We start from the raw sequence: 20,772 nt of genomic DNA, 5'->3' as shown, positions 1-20,772 counted from the left end.
AATTTACTCCCTCCCATGTAATTTCATATACGCATTACAGAAAGAAACCATATCTTTGCAGTACGGGCTCCCCGGCAGCGCTCTGCCAAGGGCAACGGACGATGGAACGGCCAGCCCCCACTGCTCTGCCTTTCCTTCCGAGGCAAATAGATTCTCCGGTGTACCATCATAAGCCTTTTCATGATCAGCGATGACAATAACCCGGCTGCAGTCTGATGCCACAATATCCATATCATGAGTTACCAGAATCACCGTTATTCCCTGTTTACGCAATGCATTCATCAGCGAAATAAGACGTTTTTTTTCATTTCCATCCTGCCCGCTTGTAGGTTCATCCAGAATAAGATAGCGGATATTCATGGCAATAGCTGATGCAATAGCCACTCTCTGCTGTGTGCCCCTTGGCAGGGAGCGAGGATACCGATCTGCTTCTTCGGCCACATCCACCGCACGCATAGCATTTTCCACTGCATCGTCCAGTTCCTTCCCGGTAAGCCCCTGCATACGTGGACCAAATGCGACTTCTTCCCTTACCGTCGGCATGAACATCTGACGATCTGGCTGCTGAAACACATACCCTATGAATCGACTGCGTGCCGATGCGTCTTCTGCAGAAATATCATTTCCCTCATAAGAAACTATACCTTCTGATGGTTTTTCCAGCCCCACCAAAATCCTTGTCATGGTTGTTTTACCACTCCCATTGCGCCCGGTAACGGCAACCAGCTCACCTTCGCCAAAAGATGCGGAAAAATGAGATAAAATATTATTTCCCCTGGGCGTGTACCGGAAAGATACATTTTGTAATTCCAGCATATTATTCTCCTTTCACCGCTCTGGCAATGGACGCCTGAGCATCCGAAACACTGAGAAATGGTTTTTCAAAATGACAGCCTTCTTCTTCCAGAACAAGCTGTGCCTTATAGATATCTGGTATCGCATTGGCATAGACCTGATGATTCATCATAAACTTCATGACCTGTTCAGGCGTACCTTCTGACAGCAGATGTCCGCGATCCAGAAGAGCGAACCGGTTCGCATAGGGAAGAACCGCTTCCAGATGGTGTTCCGCCACCACAACGGTCAATCCATTTTCCCGATTCAGCCGACCTACCATTTCATAAAATTCAGAAATCCCTTCCGGATCCATAGCACTGGTAGGTTCATCAAATATGAGCACTTCCGGTTCTTCTGCCAGTACCGCTGCCACAACCAGACGCTGCCGCTGTCCACCGGACAAAGTGGAAACTTCCCTCTTTTCCAGTCCGGTAAGTCTTACCTTGGCCAGCGCTTCTTTACTTCTTTTCTTAATTTCTTCCGGACTGTATCCATGATTTTCCAACGTAAATGCCATTTCTTCCCCAACTGTGAGCGTAACAATCTGCGCACTGTAATCGGAAAGAATAACGCCGACCTTAGAGGCCAGATCGGAAATGGATGTCTGGGTTACCGCCTTACCTCCGGTAAATACCATCCCTTTCATGGTACCGCCATAGTACTGGGGAACAGCTCCTGCCATAGCCATAAGAAGTGAGGTCTTTCCTGCCCCATTGGCACCAGTTACTACCAGAAAATCTCCTTTTTCTACCGCCAGGTTTATGTCATGAAGTGCTTCCCCTTCCATTCCGGGGTAGGTATAAGAAAGATGTTCAATGCTGATTACCCCTGGTCTGGACTGCTTTAAAATTAACTGGCTGTGATCGCTGTCCTTTACGTCTTCATCTACTGCAGCCTCTCCATTCATTGTCTGGAAAAGATGTCTTGCCGGGAAATAAAGGAAAGGAGTAATGGCCGCATTACCAGCGGCTACCATAGCGACAGCCGGCAGGATACCATACAGATATACCGGCATAGGAATACCAACGACCACCTTGAGAATAGTTACAAAGATAAACCCGCTGACCAAAGTCGTTACAAATCCAGTCAGTATAGGGCGAAGAGAAAATCTGCCTACACGAAGAGGCGGTACGGAATGTGCGAAAAATCCGGCAACCAGAGCCCCGCCAAATTCACTGAAGAAATTGCCATAAGGGAACGCTGCCTTACTGGTAAACACTTCCATCAGTGCCGCCACCATACAGATACCTATGCACTGTCTGTATGACGGCTTAGTGAGCAGGATGGCTACACAGTATGTGGCAATCATCCAGTTCGGTGTAAATCCAAAGACAGATGGAGAAACCAGATGCAGAAGCATACCAATAGCCAGCATCAGTGTAGAAATAGTAAGCCATCTGAATTTTCCACCTCTGGCCTTAGTAAACACTAACGTTGATACATCATCTATTTTCTGCATATCCATCCCTCCAGTAATCTTCCTGAAAAACAAAAAACTTTCGTCCTTGTCATTATGACAAAGGGACGAAAGTTAATTTCCGCGGTACCACCCATATTGGCTATTAAGCCCTGCTCAGCGTACAGATATTTCAATCGATACGTGCCTTCCTGTAACGGTGAAGGCTCCGGCAGTTCCTACCCCATATGGATCAGACTGCACCTCACAGGCCCATTCGCCAGGCACATACATACCGAATTCTCATCATCTATCGGTTTTCTGTAATGAATATTGCCAGGTTACTATCCCTGCTCAACGGTTGTTTTACTTTAAATTGCTTAGATTGTAGCATTCAATATTTACTATGTCAACCCCTTTCCGTATGAGCTATAGCTCATGGACAGATTTGAGGTTTAATGAAGTCGCAATTCAAACGTTTGCAATCTATGCGTTCTGCTCATCGCTGTCTGAGGATTTTCTCTGGCCTTTTCCCCCTCCTCAATTCTTATATCTCTTTTCAGCCCCTCAGGCCTTATCATCGATGATGGCATCGCCGCCCCGTTCGCCTGTACGGATTTTAATGGCTGTCAGCAGTTCAGAAACAAAAATCTTTCCATCGCCTACATGTCCGGTATTACAGGTATCTCGAATGGTATCAATAAGTTTTTCGAGCGGAGTCTCATATATGACAATTTCCACTTTGACTTTAGGAAGCAAATTTACTGTGAGTACGTTACCTCTGTAAATTTCTTCCTGCCCATGAGTAAGACCACAACCGTATACGTCCGATACCGTTATACCGGTAACACCAATAGCATAGAGTCTATCCTTTAATTCCTCCAGCTTTTCCGGCCGGATAACCGCATCTACCTTATAAATTTTCTTTTCCGTATCCATATCTGCACCTCTTATAACTTATTATAAGCTCGTTCACCGTGATCAATAAGGTCAAGTCCCTGGGCTTCTTCCGATGGCGTTGCACGCACGGTCATAAAGCACCCCAGTACTTTCAGAATAACGGCGGTCATAACCACAGCGACAACCATGCCAACCACAATACCGGTTATCTGCGGAATCATCTGTGCCGGGTTCCCATAAAGAAGCCCATCTGCCCCGGCACTATTTACCGCTTTAGTACAGAATATCCCAGTCATCAGAGCGCCCCATACACCGCCCATACCATGACAACCAAAAGCATCCAGCGAATCATCATAGCCAAAATAAGACTTAACACAGGAAATAAAGAAGAAGCAGATTACAGGAGTAGTAACTCCAATAACAAAAGCTGCATTCGTATCCACAAAGCCAGCACCAGGTGTGATTCCGACCAACCCTGCCAGAATACCCGTCATGAGCCCCAGCGCGGTAATCTTTTTATGAATAAATTCTTCCAGAATAATCCATACCAGCCCGGCTGTGCAGGATGCAATCCCTGTATTGGCCAGGGCCTGTGTCATAACACCGGAAACAGAAAGCCCTGCGCCGGCGTTAAAACCGAACCACCCCATCCACAAGAGACTGCCTCCAAGACAAACATAGGGAATATTGTGAGGACGAAGGGACAGTGTACCATACCCCTTCCTCTTTCCAATCAGAATGGCTGCTGTAAGGGCTGAAAACCCGGAAGTCACATGAATAACCGTACCACCGGCAAAATCTAAAGCTCCCACATTCCTGATAAAGCCACCTACCGCCCATACCATATGGCACATGGGATCATAAACCAAAGTGCCCCAGAGCAGGATGAACAGGCAATACGCCGGGAATCGTGTTCTTTCTACAATGCCCCCACTGACAATAGCCGGTGTAAGTATGGCAAAGGCCATCTGAAACAGTGCGAACAGAATCTGTGGAATAGTGGACGAATAATCAGGATTAGCTGCAATTCCCACTCCATGGAAGAAAGACCAGTCCAGATTGCCTATTATGCCTCCTACATCGGGACCAAAGGAAAGTGAATAGCCATACACGAACCACTGAACAGCAAAAATTGCCAGACACACCATGGACATCATAATGGTGTTAATTGTATTTTTGCGGCGGACGAGGCCTCCATAGAAAAAGGCCAGTGCCGGAGTCATAATCAAAACCAGAAGCGTGGATATGGCCATAAAGGTGATATCTGCTCCATTAAGTTCACTTCCTGCATCAGCTGCTCTCGCGATTCCAGGAAGAAGACATAACTCCAAAAATGGAATTAATATATATTTTCTCATACAGACCAACCCTTTTCTCAGAAACAAAAAACCGCATGGAATAACTGTAGCTTCCATTGCGGCACCATTACCTGTTGTATGCAATTACAATTGTTTCAATATCTTATACTGATTTTCCGACTTTATGAATCAGTCTCACACTCCTACCTCATATCCGTCGCCTCCATACATAGAAAAGGCCTGCGTACCAAAGTACACAGGCCTCATTGCCATACATTTATATTTATTTATGTATCTTATTATATCCCGCTTAAAAAAAATTGCAAGGGAAAAAATCAGGTTAGAGATACATGGCAGGAGAGCTGAAAGGATGGTGAGCAGCATATTACCATCATTCCCATGGATTCACATACAAGGATGAGCTAATGCTCATGCTCAATGCGAGCCTTCGACTCGCAAGTCGGCAAACAAAGTTTACTGCCTTACGGTTTTATCTGAAAGGAGATCTCCTGAGCTTCCAATCTGACGTCTGAAAGTCTGCATTGTCTTTCTCCTACTAGAATCACAGACTTTCTTTGAGTATCTCTTCTACTTCTTCTGTTGTAAGTGTCTTGTAGCCACCATTCAGAATAATAGTTGCCTTTACGATATCCGGAATCATTTCTTCCGTTGCACCAAGATCAGTAAGGTTCATAACCAGTCCCAGTTCTTTCATCCAGGATTCCATTGCAGAAAGTCCTTCTCTGGCAATTTCTTCGTCGGTCTTTCCTTCAGTCTGTACGTTCCATACATTGACAGCAAAACGTCTGAACTTCGGCAGTCCATACGGAAGAATATGACGATAATACGGGAGTGATACAGCAGCCAGAGTCATGCCGTGTGCCGCATTGGTAATGGCCCCTGCAGCCTGCCCCAGCATATGAACCATCCAGTCCTGAGTCTTGCCTTTCCCTATAAGGGTGTTCAGTGCCCACGTAGCATCCCACATCAGATTACTTCTTGCTTCATAGTTCTTCGGATCTTTCACTGCTATGCGGGAGGAATGGATAACAGAGCGCATGAGCCCTTCTGCCAGATAATCACTGGAATTATCATCATCTCCGGAGAAATACTGTTCACAGATATGATTAAACATATCATAAATACCGGAAATCATCTGATACTGTGGCACCGTCATGGTAAATTCCGGATTCAGGATGGAGAAACGAGGCATAACTTCTTCACCAAATACATGGCCGATTTTCAGTTTCTGTTCATGATTGGTAATAACAGAGCCTGCATTCATCTCAGAACCTGTTCCTACCATAGTAAGCACACATCCTACCGGTACAATTTCACAATCCGGCTCTTCCATCTTCAGGAAATGCTTATCCCATGGATCCCCATCATAATGAACAGATACAGAAAGTGCTTTTGCATAATCACAACAGGAACCGCCGCCTACAGCCAGAATAAAATCAACGTTGGCCTTTCTTGCAATCTGTACCCCTTCTTTGAGCTTGTCAGCCGTAGGATTGGACATGACCCCGGAAATTTCAGTCACTTCTTTTCCTGCTTTTTTCAGAATATTCATAACCTGGTCATAAATACCATTTCTCTTGATGGATCCGCCCCCGTATACCAGTGCCACATGTTTCCCATATCTGGCCAGTTCGCCAGGGAGAAAAGAAAGTGCATCTTTTCCAAAATACAGTTTGGTTGGGTTAACATAAGAAAAATTACCTAACATGATATACCTCCTTTTGCTATACTACCGAACTTATTCCTATATATAGAATATAACTTTCCCTTTACTTCTGTAAAAGTCTTTCAACGCATGATTATCATAGATAAAAAGCATGAATATCCAATTTAAATGTCATTTTCTTTCGTTATAACAAAATCAAAGAGGCAGCTATAGAGGCCGTTTGTCTGCCCCTGATTTAGGATTTCATACTGCGCATAATAAGCCTCAGTGGCAGTAGTTTCAGTATGAGGCAGCAAATAATGAACTCCGGCAACAGATAGCTGGCATTAAAAACCATAGAATAAAGCACAGGACTCATCCCCGACGGAGCATAGGAGGCAAAGAACACTATCCCGGAAATAAAGTGACAGAAAAAGCGACCGATGAAAGCCAGCGCTGTGCCCACATACAGATGCTTGCTCCAGAGACCGGCAAGTCCCATGGCCATATATGGCAAAGGATAATCAAACAGAACCTGTACAGGATGTACTATGAATGGATTCAAAAGCAGATCAATCAAGCCATAAAGAAATCCTGCCAATGACCCGATTCCCACCCCATAACGATAAGCAATAAGAAGCAGCGGCACCATGGAACCTGCTGTCACACTGCCTCCCTGAGGCATATGAAAAAGTTTTATCTGATGAAGAACCACGGTAATAGCCAGCATCAGTGACATATTGACAAGAGTCCGCGTGCTGAGATGAACATGGCGGAAATAAAGGCCTCCAAGAATCAACGTTAACACGCCAATGAGAGCAAATGCGGCCGCAGGATGGGTTAGCAGTTCATTCATAAAAACACTTCTTTCCGGTAATAGCACCATCAATAAAAAAGCAAATATCAGGTGATATAATTCCTGGTTGTCAACATTTTTCTTCCATTCCATATCCCCTGAATTTATCTGCCTATATTCCTCTAAATCCATTATATACCAGTGACTTACTTATCCAGTATATTTTCTTCTGTTTCCCTTTGATAACACAACAATGAAAAAAAGCTGTGAAAAACAATTCTCATGTTTTCACAACCCCTTCTTTCATGAAACACCCTTAATCCCTTGCCCGTTATCGAGCTCCAGGATAAATACTCATTCCACTCCCATTCGGACTGGTTTCTATATGGCCTACCGTATTATAGGTTTTCAAATTTCCATTCGGATAATAATACCCTTCGTTAATTTTGAAAGTCGTCTTATACCGGGATGTTACAGGATCCTTGCCGTACTTACCCGGATTGTCTTTGTAATCACTCTTCAGCTGGCTGAACGTTACTCCCTTATTAGCGTCCGCCGAATAGTAAGACACTATGAAATATCCGTTTGTATTGACTCTTGCAAACCAGCCATCCCCATCTTTAGTCTGGATATTCAGCTTCTGCGCCAACTGCTGTCCGGCAGCGCTATCCGAATCTATATCCACCGCCTGGCCATCCGGGGTCTCCTTCAGTATATCCGCAAGTCCCTGGTAACGCCCTTCCCCCAGACGTTTGATAATATCATCATAAGAAGAAACTGCAGAAAGCTGTTTCTTTGATGCCTCCCCAAGAAGCGAACCGGCCTGCACAAAAACGTTGGAAATAGAATGCGGCATGCCAGCGGAATATATGCCTGCTCCCACAGCAACTATAAGAGCCAGCAGAAACGCATATTCTATCAAATCCTGTCCCTTCTGCTTTTTCATCTGCACTCATCCCCTATCATCAAACGAACAATAAAAATATTTCACTTTTTCTTTATTATAACATGAGACTGAAGAGCGGAACTCCTAGTCATCCAAGAGCTGTGAAAAAATTTCTCAGTTTTACACAGCCCCTCATCTCTGGCTTGTTAAGCCTGTCGAGATTGCAAAGGACTTCCTAATTCCATCAAACAGCAATCTGCTGAAAATGCAAGTATAAAGTCTGTAATTTCCCCGCTAAGGATATGCACTTACATCCTGTATATGCGATTATTACCAGAGAACGGATTCTCGCAGCAGACAACAGCATTTGTCACAATGCGGAAGTGTTACGGCAACCGAATGCAGCTATACAGAAAATCCGGAAGTGCTCAGTATAAAACTATTCCCTGAATTTTTATAAGGAAGGAATGATTTTGTCTTTTCCGCCGTAAATATCTTTTCTATCTACACGAGCGGCTCTATCCCCCGGTATTATAAGTGTTGGAGTTCTTATCATTGTCTGCCTGCATTATTGTACAATATATCCAGATAACAAATATTCTATTCATTTGAAAGAAAGGTCTATAATCATGAAACATAGATCACTTTATTGTCTCCTCCTGGCCTGTGCCCTGACCTGTGGGGTTTGTGCTGTCTCTTCAGTGTCAGCCAATGCTGCACTCTCCAGTTTACAGCCCACTGATACGCAGTCTGCCATACTTCGCCAGACCAGAGATTCCATCCGCCTGGGCCTTCTCCTCCCGGGCGAGGATAATTTACATGCCGGCCGCTATGTTCAAGGCGGTACTGAAAATTATGCGGCAGACGGCACGACATTAATTGGCCGAATATATTCCCTCCCCCTCTTTGGAGAAAACACTCAGGCAGGAACGCTGTACGACAACGAAGGAAAAGTCAGCACTGTAACCATACAGCTCGATTCCCCTAAGGCAAAGCCTTACAGTAGAACTCTGCAAAAACTTTACGGAAATCCCACAAATATCCAGACCAGGCCTTCTGAAGGAGGAGCCACCTGGGAAGAATGGAGTCTGGGAAAAAATAATATCCGCCTCTATCAGGAATACGGACTGACCGCACTGGAATTGACAAAAAAAAAAAATAACCATTTCTACGATTCAGAATCGTGGATTCCTGCCTCTATCCCGAAACAATATGCGGAAACCAAGCCCTGCCCTGAACTGGAGAAGGCCATTGCTGACTATTATGATATTCGAAAAGAAGAACGGACCCACACCAGCTACGTCTATAATAAAGTGGACCTGAACGGTGATGGTACCGATGAAATTTTCGCTGTCATCACCGGACCATACACCAGTGGAACCGGCGGAGACTCCGCCGTATGGGGACGCCTATATAAAGGGAAATTCCAGATTTATCAGTCTTTCACTCTGATCCGTACACCAATCATCATCACAAAAGATGCCACCAACGGACTCCCTAACGGTGCCAGAAGCATCATAGTACGCCAGAGCGGTGGCGGCGCCCCTGCTGAACTCATTCAATACGTCTCCCATGACGGAAAATATGTACCCGAACCATGTGACAGCCTGGACAAGGTAAAAGGAACGGCCATCCTCTGTACTGCTCCGGGGACGGATGCAGAAAAACTGACGCTGACGCATTTCTGAGATTAAATATAAAAAGTTAAAATACTACTAAAAAAGGAAGCTCATCCTAAAAAGATGAGCTTCCTTTTGTGTTGAATCTGTACTATTTGAAGTATTCTGTCTGCATCAGTTCCAATTCCACAAAAACTATACATTCCCCATAATATTCAATATTTGATACAATCGAACGATGGCAAGGATTTTGAACACCCCCGTGTTCAAAAGCAAATCGGTAATTGCAAAAGACATAATTATCCTTTCATGCGTAAAAATATAAAAAGAAGGACTCCCTTGGTGTATAGCAAAGTGTAAAATTGCACACGCTAAAGGAATCCTTCTTGTCTTTTCTTTTAACCTAATATAGCAAATTGTCAATAATCATCTAAAAAATCTTCCCATGTGAGCTTGGAATAAAAATGTCAAAAATCTGTTACTAGCGCATCTGCCTGCTGACAAAGTCCCGAATTTCCCTAAAGGAAGCCACGCTGTCATCCAGCTCCGGCATCATCAGAGAGAATTCATGAGGCATACCGGGATAAACAGTCAAGGTTACATCCACATCATTGGATGCTGCCTTACGCATAAGCTCAATACTGTCATCCAGCAGTAGTTCATAGCCACCAGCCTGTATCAACATGGGGGGAAGTCCCGTAAGATTGGCATATAATGGGGAAAGTTGAGGATTTTTAAGGTCTGTACCCTTGGAATAGGTAGAATCTACCACAGCCTTGTAAAGGGGGGGAGGCATTGCGTCCCAAAACTAAATCACGATCCATATTATACCCACGTGAAGGCAGGTCATTGGCAAAGGTGGTCAAGGGTGAAATCAGTATCAACATTTTGGGCTGCGGCATATTATGCTCTTTGAGATATACCGCCAGTTCCAAGGCCAGGTTTCCCCCAGCCGAATCGCCAATGACGATGATGTTCTCCGGCTCAACACCTTGATTCAGGATATACTCATATGCTTTAAAGGCATCCTCTAAAGCAGCCGGGAAGGGATACTCTGGTGCAAGACGATAATGAACCATGTAAAGCGATTGTGCTTCCGTAAGTACTGCCTGATTTACCCCCATCTGTCGGTGTCTGTCATGGAGTCCCTGTACATAGCCGCAACCATGTAATTTCAGCAGAACCCGGCCCTCCTTGCCAGATGGATTTTGCACCTGCTCCATCTTCAGGCCATCTACTGTAAAAGTACGGTAGATCCAACCATGCGGCACCTCGAATTTCACAGGAGCAGATTTTGCGTCTCCCGGTTGAGGATGGAAAAACTTGCCCATTTCCTTTGCAACATAAGCCTGTTTGGCTTAGCTTTCCATCTGCAGGCCAGTTTCAGGAAGCATCCAAGCTGCTGCAGACATGGCAGTCTGAGCCCCTGCCAGCATGACCCCAATGACGCCTACGGTGATGCCATAGATAATTTTATTTTTCATACCGCTCCCCATAATCACTTATTATGGATTCCCTTATCGCTAAGCACGATATTGCCAGGCATATTCTCAACCATGTGAGTCATGCTGAACATAGGCATGACCTCCATCATATATGTTTGGCATGCTTCGGAAGCCTGATATTTTTCGAAAGCTTCTCTGTCACGATAGATTTCCATGGTATGGATGACGTTTGGTGCGTCGTGTTCTGCAGTAACGAACATCCCCAGAACACCGCCATCTTCGTTTACAGCCCTGCGAGCCTCCTGGGTTGTCAGCTTCTGATACTTGGCCAGCTTTTCCGGGATGACTTCATAGCGGTGCATGTAAACCACCTTGCCCACGCCCTTGTCTTTTTGCTCCAAGGCGATGCCATCCGCTTCCAATATCCGCAAATTTTTCAGAACAGGCAGTCTGGCTGCCCGATATGCCTGAAAAGCTTCACTGGTGCTGTGTATGCGATAAGCTTCATAGCTTTCATAGATTTCCAGAAGCCTCATCACATCTGGATTCTTGGCATCGACACCACCATACAGCGCATACGTGCCTGCTTCGCGGGCCGACTGCGGTCCAACCGTTTCCTGGGCAATGCGTCCCATAGCTGTCATACCTCCCGGCGTAGATTCCACCACTGCCCAATGCACCATGGGCATATTCCCCTCCGGGGTACGGATAGAATGGGATGAGCAAAAGGAATTTGCCATAAATATACCTCCAAGAAATGTAAAATGCTTATATTTTAGTTTGCGTCATACATTTTTCTTATTAAATGCTTATCAAAAAAGTACCTGCTCCCTAAAATAGAAGCAGGTACTTTTATTGCATACGGACGAAAAGGGAATCTTTGATGGAACTCCGCACCTCGCGCTCGTCAATCAGACGGAAGATGAACTCGGAAGAAATACCGCCTGCTCTCAAAATCCAGCAATGTCTTCCGCCAAGAGTTCCAGCAGTACATCGCCGAAGCGTCAAAAACAAACAGCAATCTGCCATAAAACCACTTGTTACGAGCCGATAAGATAATCCGTCGCCTGTTGCTCATCTGCCCGGCAGTGTACGAACTTTGTGAGTAGCAGGGCAGCGGCCGCCAGCAGCAGGCCACCGCAGACGACGAAGGGCAGTCCGAGGCTGCGGATGAAAAAGCCGCTGATCATGGTTCCCGCCATGCAGCCGAGATTGGCCGCTGTCAGGAACAGGCCGTTGCTGAAATCCGGCGCATCCGATGCCACGCAGGCCAGCAGGTACTGATTGATGTTCGCATTGATGCCGCCGAGGATGCCCCAGGCCACGATCAGTGCCGCGAGAAGAGGCAGCAGCTTCCCACCGCCCACAAAGAGCAGGCAGTAGAGCGCGATGGTACACAGCGGGAAAAGGCGTACGGTCACGCTGGGACACCTGGCAAGGAGATTGCCGCCCAGATAGCTTCCGCAGATGTTCAAGAGACCATAGACGAGGAGCAGCGCTGCGATGAGCTCTCCCGGCAGTGCCGCAACCTTCTGCAAATAATCAGCGAGGTAGTTGTAGACGCCGAAGATGGAGCCATTGAGGCAAATAACCGCCACGATGGCCAGCCAGACCGGCGGACGCTTCAGAACGGAAAGCTGCGCGCCGTAGCGCATTGGCTGCGTCACCGGCAAGTCCGGCACAAAGGCCATTGTCAGCAGAAACATGAGCCCCGTCACGCCTGCAAAGAAGACCATCGCCGCCGAAAAGTCAAACGTCGCTGCCAAGACATTGCTGATGGGCACGCCGACGACCATGCCGGCCGCGACGCCCATGTTGATGCTCGCCACAGCCCGCGGCGCATCCTCTGGAGCCACCGAAGCGGCGGCCACGCTGAAGGCGAGTGCACAGTAGACCGGGTGGAAAAAGGCCGGTACGACGCGCAGGACTAAAAGGAGCTGGAAGTCGCTCGCAACGACTGCCAATGCATTGCAGAAAGTGAACACACCTAGAACAAGCAGCATCACGCGCTTGCGATTGAAGCGCGAGAACAGCAGCGGCATCGTTGGCCCTGCGATGGCCACGCCAAGCGCGAACATACTGACGAGCATCCCCGCTTGTACGATATCCACATGGTACATCTCCGCCGCCATCGGCAAGATGCCGATGATGCCCATCTCCGTATTGAGGATGCTGAACACACCAAATGCCAGAATCAAGAGCAATAGCTGCTGTCGTTTCATATTATTTCATCCTTTCCGCCTCCAGACCGCTCTCCCCATCTCATGGTTGCAAGGTCAGGAATACATCACCTGCCCCCAGAGCAGCGTCCAGATCATTGGCTGCTTCGACATGACCCAGGCGCGTGTAGCGGTAGGTCGTCTGAAAATCCTGATAGAACACCACGACATACTGGCCGTCAAACAGCATGACATCTCCCTTATGGATCTCGCGGACATCTTCGTCCGCCGCTGTCAGATGCTGCGGCAGTTTGTAGTATTTCTCGTTGCCATGGAGTTCTGTAAACGTCTTGGCCAGTGGCAACTGCTGCCGCAACTCGGCAGCAGCCTCCGTGTCAGCCCACTTTAGAGCATACGCTTTGCTGCCCGTTAGTAGGTATGCCGCTCCTGTCTCGTGCATCTCTACCTCCTTTCCGGACAAGGATGTGGATTCCACTCCGGGACCGCCACATCCCAGCACGAGAAGTGCAATCAGAGCACAACAGAAAAAGAACAATCTGCTCATCAAACATCCTCCTCCCGATTACGTCTTTCCAGCAATCATTCACTGAGGTACTTGACGATCTCGCGCTGCTCCGTCGTATAGTAATCCCCTTGAAAGTGGTTGCGGATGCTATCCGACATGTCGTACATAGCCGATGTCGCGACCGCCTTGATGCGTGTATCATTCGTTGCAACTCAGCGCTGCATGCCCAGTTGTTTTACTTGATGCATTCATTATAAGGGAGGGGGGTTATGATTACCAATACTTGGTTTTAATAATCTATGATACAATTTAGGCATGGTTAGAGAACGCCTCGTCCAGGGCCGCCACGACGAGACGACCGGCGCGGGAGAAAACCTGGTCTCTGCGCCAGACCACATAATTCGCCGAGTAAATCACGGGGTCCAAGGGACGGAAGACGAGCCCGCGTGACGAACCTACGGCATCCGCCATGCCCTTGAAGCAAAGCGCACTGCCCATGCCCTCCTCGATGAAGAAGATTGTATTGTGGAGCAAGTTGTAGGTGCCGGCCACCTCGATTTTCTCCGCTGCGCTGCCGAAATAATAATCCAACTCGTGATGCTTCATCGCCTGCTCCGATACAATGAGCGGCCCCTGCAAGAGATCGGCGCGCTGTACGGCCTCTTTGACCGCCAGAGGGTTGTCTGCCCGCATCATGAGCCCCCAGGCATCGTCGTGCGGGATGCGGCGAAACACATACGTCCGCGGTGCATCCGCCCGGCAGACGATCCCAAAGTCGAGCAATCCCTTCTGCAGAGAATCGTAGATCAGGTCTTCATTGCTGCTGACCAGATAGAACTGGATGTGAGGATAGGAGCGGCGCCAGGACTTTCGCGACATAGGCCATCGCCTGCGTCTCGCCGGCACCAATGTAGATGTCCCCCACCACGAGCTCATCCATCTTGGCAAACTGCTCCTTCGTCTTTTCTGTCAGGCTGAAAATCTCCTGCGCTCTCGCCTTGAATATCAGTCCGGCTTCCGTCAGCTGCGTCAGGTGAAGTTCCTCCGCCGCCTTGGTGATGTTCTCATGCCTGGCTACCGCCATAAAGTACTGCAGTACGCGTATCTCCATTCTCCCACTCCCCCATCATCTTCTATGACAGTAAATGTATATGATCTGGACAGGCTTCTCCCTCTAACATATTCACTCCTTTCCATTTACATAATTCTCTTAGTATTTGTCCTATTTCATAGCGTTTCTGCCCATAAAACACCTTCCTTCTGTATTTAGGTTCGAATACTATGTGATACTTATATTCCCACTGAGTATGTAATAAACTATGGATATCAACTTTTTTCATAAAAACCTTTAAATACTCAACGCTAAAACTTAACGGAACCCCCGGTCTAACCGGGGGTTTTTCTGCATACAAAAAGGAAGCTCATCCTAAAAAGATGAGCTTCCTTTTGTGTTGTGAGGATTTGTCAATTAATTATAATGCAAAACATTAACCTTCCTCACTATAAAATGTGTCTATATTTTTGAATGATAAAATCACCAGACGCATAAATAAAAATTAAAATATTACAACATCTTCTGTTTCTATGTGTCCTCTTCCCCATGATTTTACTTTAGTATGATCCCGCAGACGATATATGCGAAGAGAATCTTCACTATCATTAATTATACGGCTGGCATATTTCTCCATTTGCGAACATTGTTTTGTTGTGAGAATCCCTTCAAAACAAGATTTCTGTACCCTTACCGCATACCGTGATAAGCACTTAACCATATTCTGCCGACGCTTATTATCTGCTATATCATAAATGGCCAATACAATATACCTTGAAACATCAGTAACTGCTATTTCTTTTTCATTCATTATCGAATCACCATAGCTCTCAACAATATTGGATCTTTCTTATGAATAGCCTGCCGATAGGAATCACATTCCATCTGAACTGTATGACGCCATGAGTATTTGCCATTGAAATATGAATTCATACTTCTCATTTTTCTTTCGTATGCTTTAAGAAATATACGTCTTCCCACACGATTCAAATATACTCCTCCATTATCATCATTCTTTATAAAGTATGTATCGTCTATTTCATGGTGGGTTACCATAGCCAAGCAAAAAGAATCTACTACTGCAGCCCGCCAAGGCTCCATTAGATCTGAAGCTAATGCAGGATGTCCCTTATGTAAAGTATGCAAAAATCCTATATATGGATTCATATTACTGTTAACAATCGCATTATAAAAATCATACAAAAGCAGCGTATACCCAAAGCTCAGCATAGAATTGAAATAATCACGTGGCGGACGCCGGGTCCTTCTTTCAAATTGAAATTCCCTGGGTAAAAATACATTAAGTGCTTTGAAATAAAGTCGGGAAACCGCTCCTTCATATCCCATAATTTCATCGACGCTTCCGGCACTTCGTATTTTCCCCATTAAGATACCGATTTTTTCGTAAATTGACCTTACGTCAGTGCTTTTTGCCCTTCGATTATAGTTCCTTAAAATAGTACGCTGATTATAAATTTTTCTAAATACAACCATGCGGCTTAACTCAAGACGAAAAGTACAATCCTCAAGCGCCTCAAACTGTGCTTTCACCTGTAATATATCTCTATTTGATGTTGACTCCAATCTACCAAAAAACTTACCTTCTGTAGAAAGCCATGTGACTGGAACATTCCGCTCTAAACAATCCACAATAATTTTTGATGATACCTGCACCTTATCAATAAGAGTAATGCCCTCCACTATTTCAGCTGGTATTTCTGCAATATTTTCCTCTCCGCGACTAATAACATAATGTCCCTCTTTCATTCCTAACTTTGCACCTACTTCGGTTAAGTATAACCAGCTCATACACTTCACTCCATTTCCTCCAATAAATGCTACTTTTATAAGCATAACAATTGTGATGGATATCCATAGGTCATATGTCTTTATGCTTTCTTCCTCACTTTTTCATAAATAAACGATCGCCCCCCCCTGTTTAAGGAATATTCTTTCACTGCATACAAAAAAGGCAATGAATAGCGCTTCATTGCAATTCGGGTTCTCGTCCCCATGTTTGGGAAATATTCTTTCACGTGGAAAGGAAAGTATGCGGTTCTGTGATTATTGCGGGCGGGTTTTCGTCCCCATGTTTGGGGAATATTCTTTCACAAGATTTAAAGAAAAAGGAGAATGATTAGCATGCTTACTAGAGAGTTTTCGTCCCCATGTTTGGGGAATATTCTTTCACTCGACAGCTATAGAGACGCCGTTCGCCTTGCAAGGGATAATGTTGTTTTCGTCCCCATGTTTGGGGAATATTCTTTCACTTCCGGAATGCGGTAATGGTTACATGGTGAATGATGAATATCGTTTTCGTCCCCATGTTTGGGGAATATTCTTTCACTGGATTTGATATCTACGTTGAACATGTGCAGGCTTTTATTGAGTTTTCGTCCCCATGTTTGGGGAATATTCTTTCACATGATGATTATTTCCGGTTTGACGGTTACGGCCTGTTGGAAGTTTTCGTCCCCATGTTTGGGGAATATTCTTTCACTATCACATTGCAACATACTTGTAAAGCCGTTGGGTTTTCGTCCCCATGTTTGGGGAATATTCTTTCACGCGTACACAATGTCAAACGTATGCTACATGTACAATTTTTACAGTTTTCGTCCCCATGTTTGGGGAATATTCTTTCACTCGTTTGTGTCTTTATTATATCAGACTGTTTCGACAGTTTTCGTCCCCATGTTTGGGGAATATTCTTTCACTTGAGAAGAATTTTGAGGCTTAATAGGTGTTCTGGTTTTCGTCCCCATGTTTGGGGAATATTCTTTCACAGCAGGTCTGGGAGGCTCGATTGCATGAGCTCTCTGCACTCATTTCTCGGCGAGGTTCTCCTATAAAATCGATTCTTCATGGTTTCCTCCCGTAACCTTTTCTGTTTCCTTAGTCTCCATGCTTATCGGCGGGGATTTCACCCCAGCTGGTATCCTACTCTCCAGCACTAGCAGTAAAGGCTTTCTATTATTTTATCATTTAAATTATCATAAGACCATGGAATATCTCGCCCCATAATTAATCGGACTGCCTCATGAAGCAAGGAAATAATATCCTTTGCACGCAATCCCCCCGGAATTCCCAACGAGTTGTTCCAGTTCTCAGCAGTAGTCTTCTGTATCAAGTGATCATCCAGGTTTGTAATTTCATGGGCTACCAGGTTTCTGGTTCGTTCTTCCACCACACGAAGGTTACTGAAAATACAGGTAATCCTCTCATGATTCTTATGACCTTTCAATTCATTATGCTGTAAATATTCACAAATACGAACTATAGTACTGAAATACAAAGGTCCATCTCGAAAGATGTTTCCTAATTGTGTCTCCAGGTAGTCAAGAAGTTTTGGATAATGGCGGTTTAGTGCATATCTTGTTACGTAATACTTCACGCTTCTTCGTTTTTCACAACAATCTGCCAGATGAAAACAAGTCAGCTTTTCCATATATTTAATTCCTAATTCCATCAATACCGGTGATAACTTAACTATAAATTCAGGATATTGTTTTTTTCTTTCACGTAGTTCCATAACCTGAAAATATTCGGAAAAATCATCTGGACGTGTAATAAGCGGTTTCTCTTTATATTTAGAAATGACCTTGTTAGCCTGACGCCACATAAGATCTCTTCGGTATACAGCATGCTGAATAAGTCTTTTCGTCATGTCAGAATACAAGTGAGGATTCAGCCTCACCAATTCATAGGCCCCTGCGTATTCATAATTCTTTACCAGAGATTCTATTTGCATGGAAACTCCATGTTTTTTCAGAAGCAGAAGCCGTGGTTCTTGGCAACGATTAGGGGCGTCTTCCTGATCGTCTTCATTGCAGTCCAGCATTTCCACCAGTTCCTCACTGGTCCGGCAGGGAGGATTCCTGCGATTAGATTTGTGCTCTGGACTAAGTACCTGAATCGCCCTGACCCTTGGATAATCCAAAGCCAGGAGTGCCATAACCGTCTTAATCTGTGGTGTCCCAGAACTTACATTAATCAGCCATTCCGCCTCCGGATTTTCTTCATAAATCCTTGCAAAGTCGTCCTGAATAACCGTCAGGCTTTCATAGTCATCAGGATTGGTAATGCTGCTCTTGATAAGGGTAATCGACACCTTTGGAGACACAGAATAAATGCCTTTAGTATAGCATCCCATTTTTTCTTCTTTTTCCTCCATTTCCTTTGTCAGAAAAAGAATTACCTTATCCACCTCATAATGTCTAAGAATATGAAGAATGGCGCCATCACGATACCCTCTCACTGGATCTGTATCACCGGCTGGTGTGAATAAAATACGCAATCATTTTCCCTCCCTGTAAAAAGAAATTTCTGTCGCTGTACCACCCATACCAAGAGCAGTTTTTATACCTGTCCCTGCATACGATGCAAAATCTGTCAAAATAGCCGTAAGACGGGCAGCCATATCATTTTTAAACAGACCATAAGATACATTTCCCCGAAATGCACGGATTCTTCGCCCTTCCAGCGAGAAGGGATGCATATGCAGATGATAATCTACTACCTGCATCTCTTTATCCAATTGATCTGCCGTATGATCAGAGTTAATAATAGAACTGTCAGAAAAAGCATTCCATTTGCTCACCAGGTTTTTCAAAATCAGATAAGGGAAAGGAAATACAGCATATCCCCCCTGTGTCTTACAAGTAGCTGAAGTAACAAAGGAAAGATTAATATGATGAATTTTTTGGTGATTTAACAGATATTTGGTCTCTATATCACTAAATTTTTCCTGTTTGACCACATGAAAATGAGAAAGACCTATATCAAACCCTCTCTGTTTCAGATGCACCCGGTTCAGTCTCATCAAAGGATATATCAGGTGTTCAAAAGCCTGATCTGTAATCGTCTGTATGCACCATATCGGTTTTCCTTCTTTCATGGTGACATACTGGCTAAAGGGGCGAACCCTCTGTGTATGCATTTCTGCAGCCCAGGCAGAATCTGTTTTTTCCATGAGAATTCCCTGCATAAGAGACCCCATGGACTGATTCAGTTTTTCTCCATCAGGGAGAGTCATCTCAAATTCCACTTGTCTCAACATAGCGCTTCCGCCCCCTTCAGAGAACAGAGTCCCATCAGGTACCTGTATCCATTGGATTCTACCAGCTTCAACGTATGCGGTGAAATTTCGTAATCTTTATCATGATGTCCATTTTTAAAGAGAGCTTCCATAAGCTTCCTTACTACATCTACCGCATCCTCCCGATTTGGGGCCAGGGCATACAACAGCGTTTTTGAAATGTATCCAGTTCCTCCACCTAATATAAAATCTGCATATTCAGCATGTCGGATATCTTCCAGCTCATCTTGTGCATACGGTTCAAACGGTATCTTCAGAACCTCATACTGAAAATTAACAAAATTCTGAAGTATTTTCTTAAAATCGCCAAATCCATGTATACCCAAATGACCCATAGCTGATTCTGAATCATCAATCCCAAGAGTAAATTCCAATTTTGAGCCAAGTGTAAGCGCTTCCCTGAAAAGACTCCTCTCATGAGTACGAGCCGGATGAAGCCCCAAATCCATTTTTGGCACAATACAGAGTCCTCCACTTACAAGCTTTGCATCACTGACAGAAAGGCCTCGGAAATAACTATTTACCATATTGCGCTTTCCGTTGGTATCCAACGGTATAGCCACCTTTTGCTCCAGTTGAGTCATTATTTTCCCCATGTCGCATTTTTTACCGGCCACTGTTTTGAGTCTTTCCCAATTCTGCTTATACAACCTACGGTTTTGAAAAATATAATGCATCAAAATAGCTGTACGGAAAGCCCCCTTCAAGGATGAGCCCGGTATATAAGGATCTCCATATACGTCCAAAGTAAATCCATGGATATCCTTAGGCCCTTTATTATAATTCCCCTCAAAAGGATCTGTACGAAGTATGGCTCCTTCCTGCTTCATAGTTTGAAGGATATTTCTAACACTACCATATTTATTCCGAAGTCGAATCTGTCTGGAAATATAACTAAACAAACTAAAATGAACCGGATTATTTAAAAGGGAACTGGAAAAATCATCTAAAATACCATGCCGATTAAGAAAGCGAATCCAGCCAGTTTCATCCAGAAAATAGACTTTCCTTTCATCCTTACTATAGATATACTGACTCTTCATGAACTTCTCGCCACTTCCCACAAAGACAGGAGAATTGCAGACCATCAACACT

At 44.9% G+C, this 20,772-nt stretch carries 21 protein-coding genes, 1 pseudogene, 1 CRISPR repeat array and 1 other annotated feature; of the genes and pseudogenes, 1 reads left to right on the top strand and 21 read right to left on the bottom strand.

Features of this window, described 5'->3' with window-relative positions; genetic code table 11:
- Window positions 1-3: 3 nt before the first annotated feature.
- From BLQ79_RS05095 to BLQ79_RS05060, 7 genes are all read right to left on the bottom strand, one after another.
- Window positions 4-816, bottom strand: coding sequence for an energy-coupling factor ABC transporter ATP-binding protein (locus BLQ79_RS05095; RefSeq protein ID WP_091364525.1), 813 nt, complete (start codon window positions 814-816; stop codon window positions 4-6).
- Window position 817: 1 nt separating this feature from the next.
- On the bottom strand, window positions 818-2,296 hold the full coding sequence (locus BLQ79_RS05090) for a tryptophan transporter (RefSeq protein WP_091364524.1): 1,479 nt from the start codon (window positions 2,294-2,296) through the stop codon (window positions 818-820).
- Between the two features lie 58 nt (window positions 2,297-2,354).
- Window positions 2,355-2,600: a binding site (T-box leader), on the bottom strand.
- Window positions 2,601-2,800: 200 nt separating this feature from the next.
- On the bottom strand, window positions 2,801-3,172 hold the full coding sequence (locus BLQ79_RS05085) for a P-II family nitrogen regulator (RefSeq protein WP_091364523.1): 372 nt from the start codon (window positions 3,170-3,172) through the stop codon (window positions 2,801-2,803).
- 11 nt (window positions 3,173-3,183) lie between these two features.
- On the bottom strand, window positions 3,184-4,491 hold the full coding sequence (locus BLQ79_RS05080; protein ID WP_091364536.1) for an ammonium transporter: 1,308 nt from the start codon (window positions 4,489-4,491) through the stop codon (window positions 3,184-3,186).
- 502 nt (window positions 4,492-4,993) lie between these two features.
- Complete coding sequence (locus BLQ79_RS05070; protein WP_091364521.1) at window positions 4,994-6,160, bottom strand: iron-containing alcohol dehydrogenase; 1,167 nt, start codon at window positions 6,158-6,160, stop codon at window positions 4,994-4,996.
- A gap of 193 nt (window positions 6,161-6,353) precedes the next feature.
- Window positions 6,354-6,953, bottom strand: a complete 600-nt coding sequence (gene thiT, locus BLQ79_RS05065) for an energy-coupled thiamine transporter ThiT (protein ID WP_200779834.1) — start codon at window positions 6,951-6,953, stop codon at window positions 6,354-6,356.
- A gap of 271 nt (window positions 6,954-7,224) precedes the next feature.
- Window positions 7,225-7,839 carry a hypothetical protein gene (locus BLQ79_RS05060; protein WP_091364520.1) on the bottom strand — a complete coding sequence of 205 codons (615 nt, stop codon included), beginning with the start codon at window positions 7,837-7,839 and terminating at the stop codon, window positions 7,225-7,227.
- Window positions 7,840-8,408: 569 nt separating this feature from the next.
- Between BLQ79_RS05060 and BLQ79_RS05055 the strand changes: the two genes are divergently transcribed.
- Window positions 8,409-9,467: a hypothetical protein gene (locus BLQ79_RS05055; protein ID WP_091364519.1), complete on the top strand. Its 1,059-nt coding sequence runs from the start codon at window positions 8,409-8,411 to the stop codon at window positions 9,465-9,467.
- 412 nt (window positions 9,468-9,879) lie between these two features.
- Here BLQ79_RS05055 and BLQ79_RS08445 read toward each other — a convergent pair whose 3' ends face one another.
- The 14 genes and pseudogenes from BLQ79_RS08445 to csm5 form a co-directional block, all read right to left on the bottom strand.
- Complete coding sequence (locus BLQ79_RS08445) at window positions 9,880-10,194, bottom strand: alpha/beta hydrolase (protein WP_091364518.1); 315 nt, start codon at window positions 10,192-10,194, stop codon at window positions 9,880-9,882.
- Window positions 10,133-10,729: an alpha/beta hydrolase fold domain-containing protein gene (locus tag BLQ79_RS08440; protein ID WP_091364517.1), complete on the bottom strand. Its 597-nt coding sequence runs from the start codon at window positions 10,727-10,729 to the stop codon at window positions 10,133-10,135. Before BLQ79_RS08440 ends, BLQ79_RS08445 begins: the two co-directional genes overlap by 62 nt.
- Window positions 10,730-10,756: 27 nt before the next feature.
- The gene (locus BLQ79_RS08435) at window positions 10,757-10,882 is read right to left on the bottom strand and encodes a hypothetical protein (protein WP_268761818.1); all 126 of its coding nucleotides are present in this window, start codon (window positions 10,880-10,882) and stop codon (window positions 10,757-10,759) included.
- A gap of 14 nt (window positions 10,883-10,896) precedes the next feature.
- Entirely contained in the window at window positions 10,897-11,583 is a 687-nt protein-coding gene (locus tag BLQ79_RS05040; RefSeq protein WP_091364516.1) for a putative quinol monooxygenase, read from the bottom strand.
- A gap of 300 nt (window positions 11,584-11,883) precedes the next feature.
- Window positions 11,884-13,065 carry an MFS transporter gene (locus tag BLQ79_RS05035; protein WP_091364515.1) on the bottom strand — a complete coding sequence of 394 codons (1,182 nt, stop codon included), beginning with the start codon at window positions 13,063-13,065 and terminating at the stop codon, window positions 11,884-11,886.
- A 40-nt stretch (window positions 13,066-13,105) separates the two neighbouring features.
- On the bottom strand, window positions 13,106-13,567 hold the full coding sequence (locus tag BLQ79_RS05030; RefSeq protein WP_091364514.1) for a cyclophilin-like fold protein: 462 nt from the start codon (window positions 13,565-13,567) through the stop codon (window positions 13,106-13,108).
- A 270-nt stretch (window positions 13,568-13,837) separates the two neighbouring features.
- Window positions 13,838-14,407, bottom strand: coding sequence for a LysR family transcriptional regulator substrate-binding protein (locus BLQ79_RS05025; RefSeq protein WP_159427848.1), 570 nt, complete (start codon window positions 14,405-14,407; stop codon window positions 13,838-13,840).
- Window positions 14,343-14,639, bottom strand: a complete 297-nt coding sequence (locus BLQ79_RS05020; protein ID WP_091364512.1) for a LysR family transcriptional regulator — start codon at window positions 14,637-14,639, stop codon at window positions 14,343-14,345. Before BLQ79_RS05020 ends, BLQ79_RS05025 begins: the two co-directional genes overlap by 65 nt.
- A 28-nt stretch (window positions 14,640-14,667) precedes the next feature.
- Window positions 14,668-14,868: pseudogene (gene tnpA, locus BLQ79_RS05015) on the bottom strand (IS200/IS605 family transposase); the annotation flags it as partial.
- 216 nt (window positions 14,869-15,084) lie between these two features.
- On the bottom strand, window positions 15,085-15,390 hold the full coding sequence (cas2, locus tag BLQ79_RS05010; protein WP_091364511.1) for a CRISPR-associated endonuclease Cas2: 306 nt from the start codon (window positions 15,388-15,390) through the stop codon (window positions 15,085-15,087).
- Complete coding sequence (gene cas1, locus BLQ79_RS05005) at window positions 15,390-16,388, bottom strand: CRISPR-associated endonuclease Cas1 (protein WP_091364510.1); 999 nt, start codon at window positions 16,386-16,388, stop codon at window positions 15,390-15,392. The genes cas2 and cas1 overlap by 1 nt, the downstream gene beginning before the upstream one ends.
- Before the next feature lie 192 nt (window positions 16,389-16,580).
- Window positions 16,581-17,365: direct repeats of the CRISPR family, unit length 35 nt; unit sequence GTTTTCGTCCCCATGTTTGGGGAATATTCTTTCAC.
- 167 nt (window positions 17,366-17,532) lie between these two features.
- A complete protein-coding gene (gene csm6 / locus BLQ79_RS05000; protein ID WP_091364509.1) occupies window positions 17,533-18,876 on the bottom strand; it encodes a type III-A CRISPR-associated CARF protein Csm6 in 1,344 nt (447 codons plus the stop codon).
- Complete coding sequence (cas6, locus tag BLQ79_RS04995; RefSeq protein ID WP_091364508.1) at window positions 18,877-19,638, bottom strand: CRISPR system precrRNA processing endoribonuclease RAMP protein Cas6; 762 nt, start codon at window positions 19,636-19,638, stop codon at window positions 18,877-18,879.
- On the bottom strand, window positions 19,632-20,765 hold the full coding sequence (csm5, locus tag BLQ79_RS04990; RefSeq protein ID WP_268761820.1) for a type III-A CRISPR-associated RAMP protein Csm5: 1,134 nt from the start codon (window positions 20,763-20,765) through the stop codon (window positions 19,632-19,634). The genes cas6 and csm5 overlap by 7 nt, the downstream gene beginning before the upstream one ends.
- Window positions 20,766-20,772 lie beyond the last annotated feature (7 nt).

The sequence above is a fragment of the Dialister histaminiformans genome, from assembly GCF_900103425.1.
Classification (GTDB): Bacteria; Bacillota; Negativicutes; order Veillonellales; family Dialisteraceae; genus Allisonella; species Allisonella histaminiformans.
This window is presented reverse-complemented; position numbering and strand designations above follow the sequence as displayed.

What these genes read in the sequence shown, in the direction of transcription:
- BLQ79_RS05020 (WP_091364512.1), bottom strand. Translation starts at nt 14,639, where the DNA reads ATGGAGATACGCGTACTGCAGTACTTTATGGCGGTAGCCAGGCATGAG.
- BLQ79_RS08435 (WP_268761818.1), bottom strand. Translation starts at nt 10,882, where the DNA reads ATGAAAAATAAAATTATCTATGGCATCACCGTAGGCGTCATTGGGGTC.
- BLQ79_RS05040 (WP_091364516.1), bottom strand. Translation starts at nt 11,583, where the DNA reads ATGGCAAATTCCTTTTGCTCATCCCATTCTATCCGTACCCCGGAGGGG.
- BLQ79_RS08445 (WP_091364518.1), bottom strand. Translation starts at nt 10,194, where the DNA reads ATGCCTCCCCCCCTTTACAAGGCTGTGGTAGATTCTACCTATTCCAAG.
- BLQ79_RS05080 (WP_091364536.1), bottom strand. Translation starts at nt 4,491, where the DNA reads ATGAGAAAATATATATTAATTCCATTTTTGGAGTTATGTCTTCTTCCT.
- BLQ79_RS05095 (WP_091364525.1), bottom strand. Translation starts at nt 816, where the DNA reads ATGCTGGAATTACAAAATGTATCTTTCCGGTACACGCCCAGGGGAAAT.
- cas2 (WP_091364511.1), bottom strand. Translation starts at nt 15,390, where the DNA reads ATGAATGAAAAAGAAATAGCAGTTACTGATGTTTCAAGGTATATTGTA.
- cas6 (WP_091364508.1), bottom strand. Translation starts at nt 19,638, where the DNA reads ATGTTGAGACAAGTGGAATTTGAGATGACTCTCCCTGATGGAGAAAAA.
- BLQ79_RS05070 (WP_091364521.1), bottom strand. Translation starts at nt 6,160, where the DNA reads ATGTTAGGTAATTTTTCTTATGTTAACCCAACCAAACTGTATTTTGGA.
- BLQ79_RS05085 (WP_091364523.1), bottom strand. Translation starts at nt 3,172, where the DNA reads ATGGATACGGAAAAGAAAATTTATAAGGTAGATGCGGTTATCCGGCCG.
- BLQ79_RS08440 (WP_091364517.1), bottom strand. Translation starts at nt 10,729, where the DNA reads ATGGGCAAGTTTTTCCATCCTCAACCGGGAGACGCAAAATCTGCTCCT.
- csm5 (WP_268761820.1), bottom strand. Translation starts at nt 20,765, where the DNA reads ATGGTCTGCAATTCTCCTGTCTTTGTGGGAAGTGGCGAGAAGTTCATG.
- BLQ79_RS05025 (WP_159427848.1), bottom strand. Translation starts at nt 14,407, where the DNA reads ATGTCGCGAAAGTCCTGGCGCCGCTCCTATCCTCACATCCAGTTCTAT.
- BLQ79_RS05090 (WP_091364524.1), bottom strand. Translation starts at nt 2,296, where the DNA reads ATGCAGAAAATAGATGATGTATCAACGTTAGTGTTTACTAAGGCCAGA.
- BLQ79_RS05030 (WP_091364514.1), bottom strand. Translation starts at nt 13,567, where the DNA reads ATGAGCAGATTGTTCTTTTTCTGTTGTGCTCTGATTGCACTTCTCGTG.
- BLQ79_RS05035 (WP_091364515.1), bottom strand. Translation starts at nt 13,065, where the DNA reads ATGAAACGACAGCAGCTATTGCTCTTGATTCTGGCATTTGGTGTGTTC.
- thiT (WP_200779834.1), bottom strand. Translation starts at nt 6,953, where the DNA reads ATGAATGAACTGCTAACCCATCCTGCGGCCGCATTTGCTCTCATTGGC.
- cas1 (WP_091364510.1), bottom strand. Translation starts at nt 16,388, where the DNA reads ATGAGCTGGTTATACTTAACCGAAGTAGGTGCAAAGTTAGGAATGAAA.
- BLQ79_RS05060 (WP_091364520.1), bottom strand. Translation starts at nt 7,839, where the DNA reads ATGAAAAAGCAGAAGGGACAGGATTTGATAGAATATGCGTTTCTGCTG.
- BLQ79_RS05055 (WP_091364519.1), top strand. Translation starts at nt 8,409, where the DNA reads ATGAAACATAGATCACTTTATTGTCTCCTCCTGGCCTGTGCCCTGACC.